This is a genomic window from Marinobacter confluentis, from assembly GCF_004785685.1.
GTDB classification, from domain to species: Bacteria; Pseudomonadota; Gammaproteobacteria; order Pseudomonadales; family Oleiphilaceae; genus Marinobacter; species Marinobacter confluentis.
Genome location: NZ_SRPF01000002.1, coordinates 14541 through 28643, shown reverse-complemented (window position 1 = coordinate 28643; position 14103 = coordinate 14541). Strand labels below are relative to the sequence as shown.

The 14103-nt window shown below is 51.1% G+C and carries 9 protein-coding genes; 5 read left to right on the top strand and 4 right to left on the bottom strand.

Annotated features, from left to right (window positions below; genetic code table 11):
- Window positions 1-88: 88 nt before the first annotated feature.
- Together E5Q11_RS05700 and E5Q11_RS05695 are read right to left on the bottom strand one after the other, a co-directional pair.
- Complete coding sequence (locus E5Q11_RS05700) at window positions 89-949, bottom strand: HNH endonuclease (protein ID WP_135802465.1); 861 nt, start codon at window positions 947-949, stop codon at window positions 89-91.
- Window positions 949-2523 carry an AAA family ATPase gene (locus E5Q11_RS05695; RefSeq protein WP_135802464.1) on the bottom strand — a complete coding sequence of 525 codons (1575 nt, stop codon included), beginning with the start codon at window positions 2521-2523 and terminating at the stop codon, window positions 949-951. Before E5Q11_RS05695 ends, E5Q11_RS05700 begins: the two co-directional genes overlap by 1 nt.
- A gap of 272 nt (window positions 2524-2795) precedes the next feature.
- Here E5Q11_RS05695 and E5Q11_RS05690 point away from each other — a divergent pair, with 272 nt between their 5' ends.
- The 5 genes from E5Q11_RS05690 (at window position 2796) to E5Q11_RS05670 (ending at window position 9404) form a co-directional block, all read left to right on the top strand.
- Window positions 2796-3146 carry a hypothetical protein gene (locus E5Q11_RS05690; RefSeq protein WP_135802463.1) on the top strand — a complete coding sequence of 117 codons (351 nt, stop codon included), beginning with the start codon at window positions 2796-2798 and terminating at the stop codon, window positions 3144-3146.
- 31 nt (window positions 3147-3177) lie between these two features.
- Window positions 3178-4140 carry a DUF932 domain-containing protein gene (locus E5Q11_RS05685; RefSeq protein WP_135802462.1) on the top strand — a complete coding sequence of 321 codons (963 nt, stop codon included), beginning with the start codon at window positions 3178-3180 and terminating at the stop codon, window positions 4138-4140.
- Between the two features lie 86 nt (window positions 4141-4226).
- Window positions 4227-5228 (top strand): YqaJ viral recombinase family nuclease, encoded by a 1002-nt coding sequence (locus tag E5Q11_RS05680; protein WP_191964419.1) that lies wholly within the window; start codon window positions 4227-4229, stop codon window positions 5226-5228.
- Window positions 5229-5288: 60 nt separating this feature from the next.
- Window positions 5289-6176, top strand: a complete 888-nt coding sequence (locus E5Q11_RS05675; protein ID WP_135802460.1) for a recombination directionality factor — start codon at window positions 5289-5291, stop codon at window positions 6174-6176.
- 405 nt (window positions 6177-6581) lie between these two features.
- The gene (locus tag E5Q11_RS05670; RefSeq protein ID WP_135802459.1) at window positions 6582-9404 is read left to right on the top strand and encodes an ATP-binding protein; all 2823 of its coding nucleotides are present in this window, start codon (window positions 6582-6584) and stop codon (window positions 9402-9404) included.
- Between the two features lie 145 nt (window positions 9405-9549).
- Here E5Q11_RS05670 and E5Q11_RS05665 read toward each other — a convergent pair whose 3' ends face one another.
- Window positions 9550-12201, bottom strand: a complete 2652-nt coding sequence (locus E5Q11_RS05665) for a DEAD/DEAH box helicase (protein ID WP_135802458.1) — start codon at window positions 12199-12201, stop codon at window positions 9550-9552.
- A gap of 2 nt (window positions 12202-12203) precedes the next feature.
- The gene (locus E5Q11_RS05660; protein ID WP_135802457.1) at window positions 12204-14027 is read right to left on the bottom strand and encodes a site-specific DNA-methyltransferase; all 1824 of its coding nucleotides are present in this window, start codon (window positions 14025-14027) and stop codon (window positions 12204-12206) included.
- Window positions 14028-14103: the final 76 nt, after the last annotated feature.

The following is a 14103-nucleotide window of genomic DNA, read 5'->3' as shown; positions in this document are numbered from 1 at the left end:
TTTTATGCCCCCTAATGGCTTGCTCAATTACGCAATGAGTGAATGCCTATTAAACTAGCTGGCTATTCTGTAGGGTGCTTATTGAGTTTTATTCGTAACCTCCATTGCAGTACCACTCGTTATCAGCCAAAGCTTGCAACATAGCTGTTTGCCAGGAGTTTTTATGCTGCAGGTTGTAAGCTTCGGCCTCTTTTTCCAAATGTCTTTTTATTGCACGGGCGTTGCCATCGGGGAGATGAAGTTTTAGTGATTCTCTCAGGTTGCCCAGATGATGACTTGCTTCCAGTGCGTAGCGATCACCAAGGCCGAAATCGTCAAAATGACGAGAAGCTTGGGCCGCCATTACATCATTCCAATCAGCCGGAACGCGCACAAAGTAGGAAACTGAAGGGGGAGTGGTCTCTTTGACTTCCGCAAATATCCACTGCTCATCCACGAATCGCGGATTTAAAAAGTAGGGATGGAGTGTTTGTTTCTCCTGCAGAGTTGCATGCGCGGTACTTTTCCCGCTATTGCAGTCCCTGCATGAGGGCACGAGGTTTACCGGAGCGACACAGTACTGAGGGAACTTCGATTTTGGAAGGTAGTGATCTAACGTCGCAACATGACCATGTCCGCAAAAAGGACATCGACCGTTGGGCGCGTTATGTCGAAGAGCGTCGTATATTGCTCTGGCTGGCTTGCCTGGTCCGACTAAGTATTGGTTGTAGACCTTTTTTAGTTCTTCCTTAGTAACCTGGCCATATACGATGCTCGAATTCGGGAATTCATTAGCAGGAACTTGATAAAGAGAATCTATTTTGGCTTTGGCCTTATACTCGTATTCAGATGTCTCGATTGCGGAGGATATCGAGGCTAATTTAAGTCTGAGAGTTGGGTTGGAGACACCTTTTATGCAAATTTTGTAAACGTCTAGTGCAGAATAATGAGGCAGTGATAAGGATCTCATTAATTGGCACCTTCTCGTCTATCGCGAGAGGATATAAGAGCTCGTAGCAAAGCCCTGCCTTCAAATCCTATTTTCTGGCTATAGATAGCCTCAATCTCCTCATAACTCATGCCTTTCTCGACGTCTGTTGCGAGCAAATCATAAAATCCAGACTTCGATACCTCCAGACCAAAGACCTCTCTAGTCAGAGTGCCCACGTTTTCCGCAAAGGTTTCTTGTTCAGGTTTTTCCACTTTGGACTGGAGACGCGCCCTCCTAAGAATCGAAACGCAATCTCTGGGAACCTCTTGCAAAACCACTGGAGAGTGCGTCGCAATTATCGCTAACCCATTACGGTTGACCAATAAGTCTGAAAGCGCACGAGTAAAAGCTGAAATCAAAGGTGGATGGAGATGGCTCTCAGGCTCATCAATAAGAACGAGAGTCTTTTCTTCCACTGTTTCGACAAGCTTTGTGATGGTTAATAAAACAACTGCGTGGCCGGAGCTCATCCGATAGAAGAGCTTGGCTGCCTGTTCCACGAAGGTTCTTTTGTTGTCGCTATCGTCTTTTTTATACAGATCATTAAGTGCACGGAGTCTCATGTCTGCAAAATTTATATCAGATTCCAGCCTTCTTACTGCATCTAACCAGCGATTCCGCTTTGCGCCTAAGTTAAAGCAAATGCGCAAGCTTTTTGTGAAATCAGCAGATAAGTCAGCTTTATCCTTTATCGACCACGTGTCATCTTTAGATCTTTTCTTCAGGCCAATGTAGTTATATTTGATGCCCGAAGTATCACCAACCTTGTCCTTTGGTGGAACAAAAGGGTCGAATGCACTAAAAGAAACCGATACTATTCCGGCAAAATAATCGTCAGGCAAAGCGGTGGTGCCGATCCACGACTCTTCTTTTGCAAAAAATCCGTTGTCTTTAGGATTGTTAGTGTCGGGCAGCAGCGCATGAACCATGTTATTCAAAAGTGTGGTTTTACCGACGCCGTTTCTTCCGATTAATACATGGATGTTTGAAGAGGGTTTGCTTTCAGGTTTAACTTTGAAGTCAATCCTGATGCCAGAAAAGTTTTCTGCCGGCTCTTTTTCATAAAAAAAGTCGTATTGAGTTAAAGGCGCTTCGTGGTTCAAGATTCTTTTGAACTGATTTGATATCGATTCCTCGTTAACTGTTCTCAACAATGACGTCTGGAATGAGCCTTGAGGCTTCGCTATTTCTAGACGCTTTGGGTCGTGAACTACATCACCCAGCGCCAGCAGTAATTCTTCAGCGAGCTCTTCACCAAGCTTCTCGACAATATTTCGATAATAATCGGCGTCTTGCCCCAGAGAAAAAAAGTGCGTGTCGAGGTTCGTAAATTGTTCGTCAATGCTTGTTGCTGTCCAACCGCCCTCATGCCCGACATAAGCGATCTTTAAGTTCCCTATGTCTATCCGCTCACCACTTTCGTTAAACACGATAAGGTCAAAAAGAGTTTTGTGCCCAAAGTCGTCCCAGTTATCCAGAACGAGAATGCCCGTTAGGGAGCACTTGGTAGGTATGTTTTTGTGGTTGGATTCTTTGCGAAACGTTATAGACATTGTAGTTCCAAAGCTAAGTGGAGTTGCTGCGCTAATGAGCTCTTAACTGGACTGATGATTTTATCACGTGAATACAATAGACAGGCCTTTCGGTGCTTCGTTGCTAGCCTACCGTTTTCGCTTCGAAATGTTTAGTGCTTTCCAGAGGTTAGGCAAAGAATATCCCTGGGTTCCGTAGAGATATCGATTCCAGATATTTTCAACCCTATATCACCTCTATGAATAGGAACACTGACAGTGCCTTCCGTCCCCAGTCACAGAGGAATTTTCCAATGCATGAAAAATGCCCCAACTGCCTGTCCGTCCGGATTGGCAAGAACAACTACGGCAAGAAAACCGCTGGGATGGTCGGCTCGTCTGCAGGCGCCTATGGCGGGTTTTCTGCTGCGACAGCCGGTGCTCGAGCAGGTGCCGCGCTGGGTATAGTTGCCGGACCCGTCGGCGCAACGGTCGGCGGTATCGGTGGTGCCGTCATCGGTGCACTGCTGGGAGGCGCCACCGGCGCTTCCGCTGGCGTGATTCTGGGCGATGTCCTAGATGATCGTGTGCTCGACAATTACCGCTGCCTCGATTGCGGCTATTTCTTCAGTGTCGACTCTGATTCCCCAGACGACATCCGCTAATTCCCCTCGAGCACTTCAAAGGAGAACAACCATGGCTCACCTCATCGAGCAAATGGCCTACGTTGGCCGAACCCCTTGGCATGGCCTGGGGAATGAACTGACCACGAACCAGCCGCTGGAAGTCTGGGCAAAACAAGCCGGTCTGGACTGGCAGATTCAGGAAAGCCCGGTCCGCTATGTCACTAATTCTGGCGGCACTCTGGGCGAGATCTTGTCCTACCCAGATTCCAAAGTGCTTTACCGCTCGGATACACGGGCACCGCTGTCGGTGGTTGGTAACCGCTTCAAGGTGGTTCAGCCCGAAGAGATCCTGGAATTCTATAGGGACCTGACCGAGGTATCTGGTTTCGAGCTTGAAACTGCAGGTGTTCTGAAAGGTGGCCGAAAAGTGTGGGCACTGGCTCGTACCGGTCAGTCCGGCATGCTCAAGGGTAACGATCAGACTAATGCCTATGTGCTACTGGCCACCGCGTGTGACGGCACTATGGCAACCACTGCTCAGTTCACCAGTATCCGCGTGGTGTGCAACAACACCCTCGCGGTTGCGTTGAAAGGCTCCACCGCCAATGCCGTCAAGGTGAAGCACAACACAGCCTTTGATGCGGACCTGGTGAAGAAGCAACTGGGTATCTCCGTATCCGCCTGGGATGACTTCATGTACCGCCTGAAGACCCTGAGCGAACGGAAGGTGAAAACCACCGAAGCCAGGAACTACTTCCTCAAGGTGTTCACTGACGATTCCGGCACTGGCGTAGGCAAAACCAACGAGCGCTCCATGGCGAAGGCTCTGGGTCTGTTCGAAAGTGAGGGCATAGGTGCCAACCTGGCATCCTCAGAAGGCACGGCCTACGGCCTGCTGAATGCCGTTACTGAATTCATAGATCACCAACGCCGGGCGAAAACCGTGGATCACCGACTGGATTCCGCCTGGTTCGGAACCGGTGCCGCTGTAAAGAACCGTGCGTTAGAGCAGGCCATGTCACTGGTGGCCTGAGCCGATCCCACAAATCTCAAAACCGTCATAAAGCCCGCCGGAGCCTGATGCTCTGGCGGGCTTTTTTATGTCTGGAGGAAAACACTATGGGCATGAATGCAAACACAATTCAGAAACAACGGCCAGCATTACGCCTTGTCTCCACCAAGGGCCTCAGCCAAGACGAATGGTTGAAGGTACGGAAGCAGGGCATTGGCAGTAGCGATGCGGCTGCAGCCGTGGGCATGAACCCTTACCAGTCCCAGTTGGAGCTCTGGATGGTCAAGACCGGCAGAGATGCTGGCTTACCAAAACCGGATTCATACGATCCCGCTTCACCGGTCTACTGGGGGCATATCCTGGAACCGATTGTGGCGGAACAGTACAGCCAGCAGACGGGCCGGAAGGTACGCCGGGTCAATGCAGTCCTGCAGCACCCAGATCCGGAAAAGCACTGGATGTTGGCCAACCTGGATTATTCGGTTGTGGCCGATGACGACGTTCAGATCCTGGAATGCAAAACGGCAGGGGAGTTCGGATCACATCTCTGGAAAGAGGGTGTGCCGGACTACATCCAGTGCCAGGTGCAGCACCAGTTAGCTGTCACCGGCAAACAGGCAGCGGGAGTGTGCGTTCTGCTGTGCGGCCAGGAGCTGAAGATCTACCGCATTGAACGGAATGAGGAGCTCATCGAGGCACTGTATTTGCTGGAGCGCCAATTCTGGGATTTCGTGGAAACGGATACTCCACCACCGGTCGATGGAACCGATTCTGCTGAACGTGCCTTGCGCCACCTGTACCCAGTGGACAGAGGGGAGACCCTGGACTTCAGCCAAAGCAAGGAGCTGTCCGATGCCTTCGACGAATTGTTGGCAATCCGCAAGGAAATGGAAGTCCTCAGCTCTACCGAATCCCACCTGAAACAGCGAATCGAGAGCCAGATGGGCGAAGCCTCAAAGGCAACCTTTCTAAGTGGCAGCGTGAGCTGGAAACGCAGCAAGGATTCCGTGGGGCTCAACGTAAAGCAGCTCCTGAAGGATCAGCCAGACCTACTGGATCAATACCCACTGACGAAGCCAGGAAGCCGTCGATTCCTCATTCAAGCATAAACCCCATTGGCCAAGCGGGCGTGACGAGTGCCCCGTGGTCCTTTTTACAGGAGATTGATCATGATTAAAGGTTTAGCCATCACGCCTCCCGTGTTGGGGCGTATCAGCATAGGTCGGGTCGTTGAAAAGAATGGCGTCCGGCTACCGCAGAAAGACGATCAATTCACCATCACCTCCCAGATCCAGGAAAAGGATGGCTGGGTACCTCACCCCATAGACGAGGAACTGAGAAAGGACGCGCCAAACGGCAAATTGCGAACCATCCCGGTGCGCATGCTGTTCAACGACGCGGAACTGAATCTGCGGGCTGAGTACACCATGTTCGACCGCAAAAGCGGGCGGCCTATGTGTGTAGGCAATGGCGACACCTGTAAGCGCCTGACGCAATCAGGAGTGCAGTCTTTGCCATGCCCGGGGCCAACTCTGTGTGAATTCGGCAAAGGTGGTCTGTGCAAGCCCTATGGCCGCCTGAACGTGAAGGTTGGTGACGACGACGATCTCGGCACTTTCATCTTTCGCACGACTGGTTACAACAGCATCCGGACGCTTGCGGCCAGGCTGAGCTATTACCAGGCAGTCTCTGGCGGTCTATTGGCATACATGCCGTTGGAATTGAAGCTGAGAGGGAAAAGCACGACGCAGAGTCATCGGACGCCGATCTACTATGTAGATTTGGTGATCCAGGAAGGGGTTTCACTGCAGGAAGCGGTGGCTGAGGCAAGGGAAAAGGCCTGGAAGGTAAAAGAGGAGGGCGTTGATCAGGCGGCGTTGGATGCTGCGGCTACAAAGGGATTCGGTAATGCGTTATTTGAGTATGAGGAAGATGAGATGAGTCAGGTGGTTGAGGAGTTTTATCCTGCTCGAGCAGGTGAAGGCACGTCGGATAATTCTTCGATCATATCAAAAATGCGGAAAGATCTAAGCTTCACCAAGCTGGCTTCTGGTTAGATTTTGACGGAGTGGCTCTATATGGGCCACTGACCGGGGCCTTTGTATGTTTATTTTTTGGATGGAAAGCGCTGGCTTGGTAATAAAGCGGGTACGGTTTATGGCCCTGAGGCGCAATTGGGGTAATAGAGAATTCCGGCGATTTGATGGTAGAGCCAACATAATTGGTCTAAGCTATTGTTAAATATGACACTTGGCCCTGCGCAGAGTGACAGAAAGCAGTATCGATGGAGAGCGTACTTTTTGCAAAATCGTGGAATGCGGTAGTTAGTATTAAGGTAGAGCCAGCTATAAAGCCGTCAATTGCCGGAAGCAAAATAAATCCATCCTTCTACAAATGACTTTCTTGAATGCAACCGCTGCAAAAGGATTTGAAATGCGATCTTTGAGTACGACGAGGATGAGATGAGCCAGTACCTTTTGAGCTTTGCCAGAGGTCATCTTGACGGCAAGTCCGACGCCTACTTGGCGCTCTTTTGGTGCCTCTATAAAGCGAATCAGAGTAAGGGCCGTTACTCTGATCACATAAAAGATCACTTGACCAAGGCCGCTGATGAACTTCTTGAGAAGGACTATCAGCTTATCGCCTCACGCTTCAAGAAGGTGCTTGATGCAAAGCCCGAGCTTGATTGGGTCGCCCCGTCTGGGCTGAGTCCCTTGTCATACATGCAGCTGAAGAACTTCAGGGGATTTGGTGAGCTTGCACCTGATGACAAAGGAAGCTTCCTGAGGTTTAGCAAGACCAAGAATATCTTTTATGCCCCTAACGGAGGCGGGAAGTCTTCGTTGTGTGAGGCTCTGGAATATGGCACCACAGGACATATCAAAGAGGCGGATCGACGCAAGACCAAGGTTAAACAATACATTGCTAGAGGGGATTCCAAGATGTCCCTCTCCCTGGTGGGAATGGATAATGCTCCCGTCACACGCAGCCTCTCTTGGGCAAGCTGCTTCATTGATCGCAATCGCCTGCAAGAGTTCTCCTTGCTTGGGTCCAAAGATACTGGTAGCCCTGAACATGACGTTATTGCTACGTTGTTTGGTCTTGAGGAATTCCAAGAAGTCCTAGCACGATTTGTAAAGCCAGAAAGCTTCAGCCTCAATACGTTCCTTAAACAAGACCAAACGCAGGCCCTGACTAACATCGCCAGGGCGAGAGAAGAGTTGATTGATGAGAGGCTAAGCCTTACCGAAAAGGTCACCGAAATCAATAATCAGGTATGTGGCCATCTTGGCTTGTCTTCCGCGCAGCAAGGCGCTGTGCGTGTCAGGTTTCTGCGACTAACGAAACTGGGTGAACTAAAGATCCGCAAGGCCGAGCGACTAAAGGTTGCTGAGGCTCCCAGCGCTATTTTGATGGATCGAATTCGCCGTGCGGGCCGCATCGCTAGCCGCTTACTTTTGAGAAGATCGAAGATTGGAGCTTCGTTTCTCAACAACGCGGCAGCTGTTAACTATAGTGCTGTTTATGAAGCCTTGGTAGCTATCGAGAGCACGAGAGAGGACGACGTCTGTCCCGCGTGCTCCACGCCCTTGAGTAGTGTTGCCGAAAACCCATTCGAGAAAGCGCGGCGTGAGCTTCAGTCCCTAGGTATCTTGAAAGAACTAAGAAGTGCCCAGCAACGCAACGACCAACGAATCGTCCGGCTGTCCGCTAAAATTTCCAATGCCATCGCAGGTGTCGATAGGAATACTCGCCTAGGCGTGTCTTGTTCCCTGAGTTTGGGTGAACTCGAATCAGCCGTTGCTGATTTAGACGCAGCGACAGACAGAGCCGAGGGCGCGGCGCAAGTGCTTCATCACTTTAACCAGCTGCTTACCATTGATTCTGCAGGCGTCGAAACCTATGTGAATGCTTGCAGACGAAAAAGTGAAGAGGTTAAGCGTGCAGAGTCGCAGGTCAAGCGTCTCGAAGAGCAGGCACAAACTCTCAAGGAAACGGAAGGAACCGTCAGGGCGCTGTTTGCTGACAAGAGAGCCTCGCAAAGCGCTCACACTGTCGCAGGTGAAAAAATTTCGGCCTTGCTGATCCAGCGAGACGGCCTTCGAGATCAAGATGCGGGTAATGTGAGATTCAATTCGTTCATTAAGCAGTTGCAACTGGAATACGCTAACCTATACCGCGACTTGCTTAACTATAAGCTTGCTTTGGAAAAAGAACGCATCACTGGTATTGAGGAAAAAGCTGCCGATTACTACAAAGCGATCAATGACCATGATGATGAGCATGAAAGTATCGAAGCCATTCGTTTTGAAAAAACTGGTGATGGGTACCGAATAAAGATCTCGAACATTGATGGCACGTCCCTTGATGCCTTTTCTACTCTGAGTGAGGGCCATCTGCGAGCATTGGGGCTTTCGCTACTTCTAGCGATGGCCGAGAAAAACAAATTCCCGGTAATCGTTTTCGATGATGTGGTGAACGCGATTGACAGTGATCACCGATCCAACATCATCGACTTATTTTTTTCAGATCCGTACCTAAGGCGCACTCAGATGGTTGTCACGACGCATGACCGACTCTTCTGGGAGCGTTTCTGCATGATCGCAGAAAGGCATCCGCAAGCCGATCAACACTCCAGCTGCATACTCAGCTATACCAATAAAGGTATCGTGGTTGTCGACTACGCAGGTGGGTTTAAGGCGAAGATTCAGGAAGCCTTAGCGGTGTATGACGTAAGGCAGGCGTTGATCTACTGCCGTATTTGGTTTGAGTCGATGGTGGTTGAGTATTGCTTAGAGAACGAGGTCTTGATCACTGCTAAGTTTGGAAAATCCAACCTTAAGAAAAACATTTACCTGCAGATCAGTCTGGAAAAAACCTTTGCGCTTGTTGAGCCTCGTATCGCCTACGATCTCACGCATTTCAGTTTGATCAAGAAGGACCTCGTTAACTGGGGTGGTCAGAATCAAGAGCATCATGCGTTCGATGAGGCCAGCTTGAATTTTGTACACTCTAAAACCAGCGCTGAAGTCATCAAAATCTACGATGCAATCCGCTTGCTCGAGTGCCAGCTTTTCCCAACTGAAAAACAAGCCTCGTGCCAGAGGCTGCTTCGCGACGTGAACGAGAGAATCGGCGTACAGGCTGGAAAGATCGAACAACTTACCAGGGCTCCTGCTGAGGTTCAGCAGGATGCTCGGCAGAAATTGAACCATCTGCGTAATCATGCAGGTGAGCTCTCCCAAGAGCTAGATTATGTTGAGGCTTGTCTAGCTCAAATGTGACGGCACTTAAGCATGCGACGTGAGGTGATTCTAGAGCAAGAATTTGCCGTCGATTTTGCCGAGCTTTTGGCATGAAGCTGAAAGAGGTTGAACCCCAATCCTCCTCCGGCTAATGGCGTAAGCTGCTCGAATGACAGCAACGGTTTTAACGTATGCCTTCCTCAACCAACGTCTGTTTCCAGTCCTTCTCCATCACCATCCGGAAGCTCAGGGGCTCGTCCTGCCCCTCAAGTGCAAGCTGCCCGATGGATGCTGTCACGTCCGCGTATCGAGTGAAAAGATCGAACAGTTTTTGCTTGTACTCGGTATCGTCATTGCCCTTTAGGTGGTCGCCCTTGGTCTCAAGAACCGAGAACCGAAACTTGCCGTTTTCGACGCCATGCACGCAGGCGAGGAGGTCCGGGTATACGCGATGGCGCTGCCAGCCTTGCAGTCCGTAGGAGCGTTGGTTAACGGCAATGCGGTGCCACCAATAAATGCGCTTGCTCTCGTCCAGGTACCAGGCGGTGCTTTTTTCCAGATCGTTAAGCTCACTTTGATAGACCTTCTCGAACAGGCTCTTTTCAAGTGGGTCACCATTTTTGCGATACAGCAAAGGGTCCACGTCAGAGACGTTGATTTCAAGAGTCTCGGCAATTTTCCAGTTAAGGGCTGGGTCATTCGACGATACCAGGCGCAGGCTGATCTCCCCGCTATCGAGTTTGTCTCGGAATAGGTTTTCAGCCATTGCGTTGACTTGTTCTCGCAAGTCGACCTTCATTGCCTGAATCAAGTCGAGCCGGTTTGCGTATATCTGAGCCTCGGTCACGTCTTTGTTTCTCAGGGCCGTGAGTGTTTCCTCCAGCAGGCGCATGCCTTGCCATGGGTTTGGTACTACATCCAGGAGCTGGCGCACCAAGTAGGGGATATCCAATCCCTCCTCTGGCACGGAGTAAACGGCTTCTTGTTCAAGCGCGAATGAGGTTTGCCCGTCCGGCTTTGCGTTTCGATCAAGTGTTACCCTGGCCACAGTGCGTTCGAGCTTGTCGGTATTCATAGTGGCTTTATCGGCGCCGAGAAACTGCAAGGCTTCCCAATCCAAAGCACCGAGCACATCCCTTTCATAATCCAAAGGCCGGTAGCAATCAGGCGAATTAATGTCTCGATGTAGCACGCGGGGCAGAAAGATCGGCGGCAAACCGGCAAACTCATTTCGCCTCTGAATGGTCTCACGGCGCATATTCCGTGTTTTTCCGGTACCAGGGTCCACTGAGGTTACGCTGGCGGCCAGGTCTGACATGCCCTCATCTTCCAGGCCTTTGCGCACACCATTAATTGCCGCCGTTACATCCTGATCGAACGTGAATACGTAACACTCGTCCAGTGCGGAGACCCCTGTAGCTTTGGCATGAGGCTGGCGCAGCACCCGTCCGATCATTTGTGTCAGTGCGGTGGTCGCGGTCGTGCGTGACAGCACCGCCAGCGCGTAGGCGAATGGGCAATCCCACCCTTCACGCAGTGCGTCCTTGGTGATGATGAATCGCACGGAAGAGGTCGGCGAAAGGAGGTCCTCGTCTGCCAACTCATCATCGCTAGAGGTTTTGAGGCGTATGTGTTCTTCCTTTACTCCCAACTGATCCCGCAGGTACTCCCGGGCATCCTCTGCGTGAACCATCCCGGAATCACGTTGCTCTTTACCGGTGCGTTCCACCCGCACCAGAACAATAGGCCGTATATAGCGCCCTGACTCATTCTGAAAGGCGAGCGCCGCTTGCTCCAATTCTTGCTGTTTCGAATGGGCGAGAGTCAGAGTGTGCTTCCAACCACCTTTCCCCTCGTTGATCACGTTGATGGGCAGCTTGATCATTTCTTCATCTTTGAGATCCGCCCCGGGCACGTTCACCAGGACATTGGACTGGTGTTTGCTATTGGTGTTCGGTGTGGCGGATAGCTCCAGAATGAAGCGGGGATTGAATCCGGCGATGGTATCGCGGGCGGTGTCGGAGTAGGCCTTGTGGCCCTCATCGATCACGACAACCGGGCGCGCCAGTCGCAGCACATTACCCAAGCTTTGCTTAATTGAAACGGAATCTGGCACGACCCCTTCCGCAAACCCAAGGTCAGCCAGATCGTTCTGGTCCAGGTTTGGCACTTTATTAAGAAGGGCGCGGTTAGCCTCGCTGTCATCCTCGATAGGAAAGAAAGAGGTAAAACGGCCACTGTCGCGGAACAGGCGTAGCGTTTCTTTGGACTTGCGAGCGGCAGAGGGAAGCATCAGTAGCATCACACACAACTGGCCTTCCACATCGCGGCGAGTGAAAGCGTCGCCTTTTTCTAACAGCTTTACCCGTCCACCAGATGCGCGTTCCAGCATTTGTCGGTAGGGATGTTCGCGGTTTGCTAGTTGCTTCCAGGTTTGTCGATAGATGGCTTCAGATGGCACCACCCATAGAACCAGTCCAAGCTGACGCTTGAAGTAGTCCGTTTGCACACGTTCTAAAGCGGCGGTGGCCAGCAGCGTTTTACCGCCGCCAGTCGGCACCTTGAAGCAAATGTTAGGTATTGATAGACCCAAACCATCATGGCGAGACAGGTGTGGCGCTACTACCGGTTGGTCGCCATGGTAAAGATAAGGCAGTAACCGCTCAGCATTTAGCTGATCCCATGTTTCGCGGCAGTAATCGCCAAGGGTCCCCGTTTTGCCTTTGCTTTGCTGGAACTCAACAAATTCTTCGGCCTCCTCGCGCTGCTCTTGAAGCCCTGTCAGGTAACGGTCCAGCTTGCTCAATACACCTTGTTGGTACTCCTTCAATTCCATGCTTAATCCCCCAGAATTCTGTGGACAGCATAGGGCAGTTGGCAGAACTCGATGCGGCGGGCAGTCAGTTCTTTCTGGCTCATGAACTTGGCAACGGCGAATACAATTGCGCGTTTGCCGCTTTTGCTACTCTGTTCTATCGCTGACACTCTTTCGGCATTCAGTGCAGCTTCATTGGAGCGCAACCATTCACGGTCTGGCTGGTAGAACAGGTGTACCCGGAATAGATCTGTCTCACCAATAAAGCCATCGGGTGCCGGTTCGCCGACTTTGGCCAGTGATTGGCCTGTGGCAGTGTAGAAAACATAACGGGCCAGGGCCTCGAAGGTGGGCAACCCCGTTCCGGTAAGCAGGCTTTCAATGTCTATAGGTTCGCCGAGTGTGCAATAGGTGAAGCTTCCCCCTAGTCCTGGCGCGGTTCCTTTCACCTTGCGCTCACCGGTGACAGTGAGAACACCATCTTTTATCTGTTTACTGATCTTGTCGTATTCGTGGCCTTGCAGATTCTCTATAGACGCAACATGTTCCAGCACCTTGGAGTGCTTTTTCTCAAATGTACTCCAGGTGATGTTTTCTCGGTGTAGTTCGTCACGTTGGGTACCGGTGTAAGGGTAGCCATTGATTACCCTGCGCATGCGCTCAGCAGTGAGGGTGTCGGCATAATCTTCGCACTCGACAAGAATGAAGCGGCGGTTTCCGTCGTCCTTCTTGTTGGCTTCCAGGACGGCGTGAGCTGTGGTTGCGCTGCCTGCGAAAGAGTCGAGGACTACTGAGTCATTGGCAGTGAAAAGCTGTAAAACGCGCTCAACTAAGCGAGTCGGTTTCGGAGTAACGAAGACATCAGCTGTTGTTTCGAAATCCAAAATCTGCTTAATTTCTTTCTTTGCTTCATCAGTATGTCCAACGTCTGAATAGAACCACAATGTTTGTGGAACCCGTCCGGCGCGGATGTCACTCAGAAAGCGCTTTATTTGGGGGATACTACTACCATCTTTGCCCCACCAGATTCGGCCGTCACTGTCTAGCTCGTCAAATTTCGCTTTTGAGACCCGCCAGTAATTTCCTCGCGGAGGACCGTCTATCTTTCTGCCGCTGGGTGTTTCAAGCGGATATGTGCCTTCACTGTATGGGTTCCGTGCGGACAAATCGCTGGTCTTCCACGGCCCGCGAGGATCATTGTCGAGATTCTTGTATCGGCCCTCTTGCGCTTCTGTCCGATCGAGAGATCCCATCTCAAGTGTGCTTTTGTTTTTTGCGTAGATCAGTACATAGTCGTGATCACTGGAGAAAAATTCAGCCGTGTTCTTTGGGGAGTAATTTTTCTGCCACAAGCTTGTCGCAACGAAATTGTCCTCGCCAAAGACTTCGTCCATCACCCCGCGCAGCCGGTGAATTTCATTGTCATCGAGAGTAATAACAATGGCCCCTTTTTCAGAAAGCAATTCTCTCAGCAAATTGAGCCGGGGCCACATCATGCACAACCATTTGTCATGCCGTTCCAGGTCTTCCTTATCCACCGGATTGGCGGACTTCTTCAACCACTCCCTCATTAGAGGAGAGCGCACGTTGTCGTTGTAGCACCAACCCTCATTACCGGTGTTATAGGGCGGGTCAATGAAGATGCAGTCGACCTTTCCGGCGTGAGTGGGCAGCAGGGCCTTGAGAGCTTCAAGGTTGTCGCCGTGGATGATCAGGTTGTCGTCCAACGAGGGTTCTTGACCCTTAGCAGGAAAGGATTTGTCCGAGATTACCTTCAACTCGCGAAATGGCACCCCAAGGTGATGGGAGTAAACAAATTGCTTGCCCTTGAACTCAAGCGTTGGCATTAAATGCTCCTGATCCAGTCAAAGCACGCCCTGAAGACGGGCATTTGTTGTTCAATCTCGGCTGCGCTGAGCGCTC

Coding starts and splice junctions, on each gene's coding strand:
- E5Q11_RS05700 (WP_135802465.1), bottom strand. CDS start 949: ATGAGATCCTTATCACTGCCTCATTATTCTGCACTAGACGTTTACAAA.
- E5Q11_RS05695 (WP_135802464.1), bottom strand. CDS start 2,523: ATGTCTATAACGTTTCGCAAAGAATCCAACCACAAAAACATACCTACC.
- E5Q11_RS05690 (WP_135802463.1), top strand. CDS start 2,796: ATGCATGAAAAATGCCCCAACTGCCTGTCCGTCCGGATTGGCAAGAAC.
- E5Q11_RS05685 (WP_135802462.1), top strand. CDS start 3,178: ATGGCTCACCTCATCGAGCAAATGGCCTACGTTGGCCGAACCCCTTGG.
- E5Q11_RS05680 (WP_191964419.1), top strand. CDS start 4,227: ATGGGCATGAATGCAAACACAATTCAGAAACAACGGCCAGCATTACGC.
- E5Q11_RS05675 (WP_135802460.1), top strand. CDS start 5,289: ATGATTAAAGGTTTAGCCATCACGCCTCCCGTGTTGGGGCGTATCAGC.
- E5Q11_RS05670 (WP_135802459.1), top strand. CDS start 6,582: ATGAGCCAGTACCTTTTGAGCTTTGCCAGAGGTCATCTTGACGGCAAG.
- E5Q11_RS05665 (WP_135802458.1), bottom strand. CDS start 12,201: ATGGAATTGAAGGAGTACCAACAAGGTGTATTGAGCAAGCTGGACCGT.
- E5Q11_RS05660 (WP_135802457.1), bottom strand. CDS start 14,027: ATGCCAACGCTTGAGTTCAAGGGCAAGCAATTTGTTTACTCCCATCAC.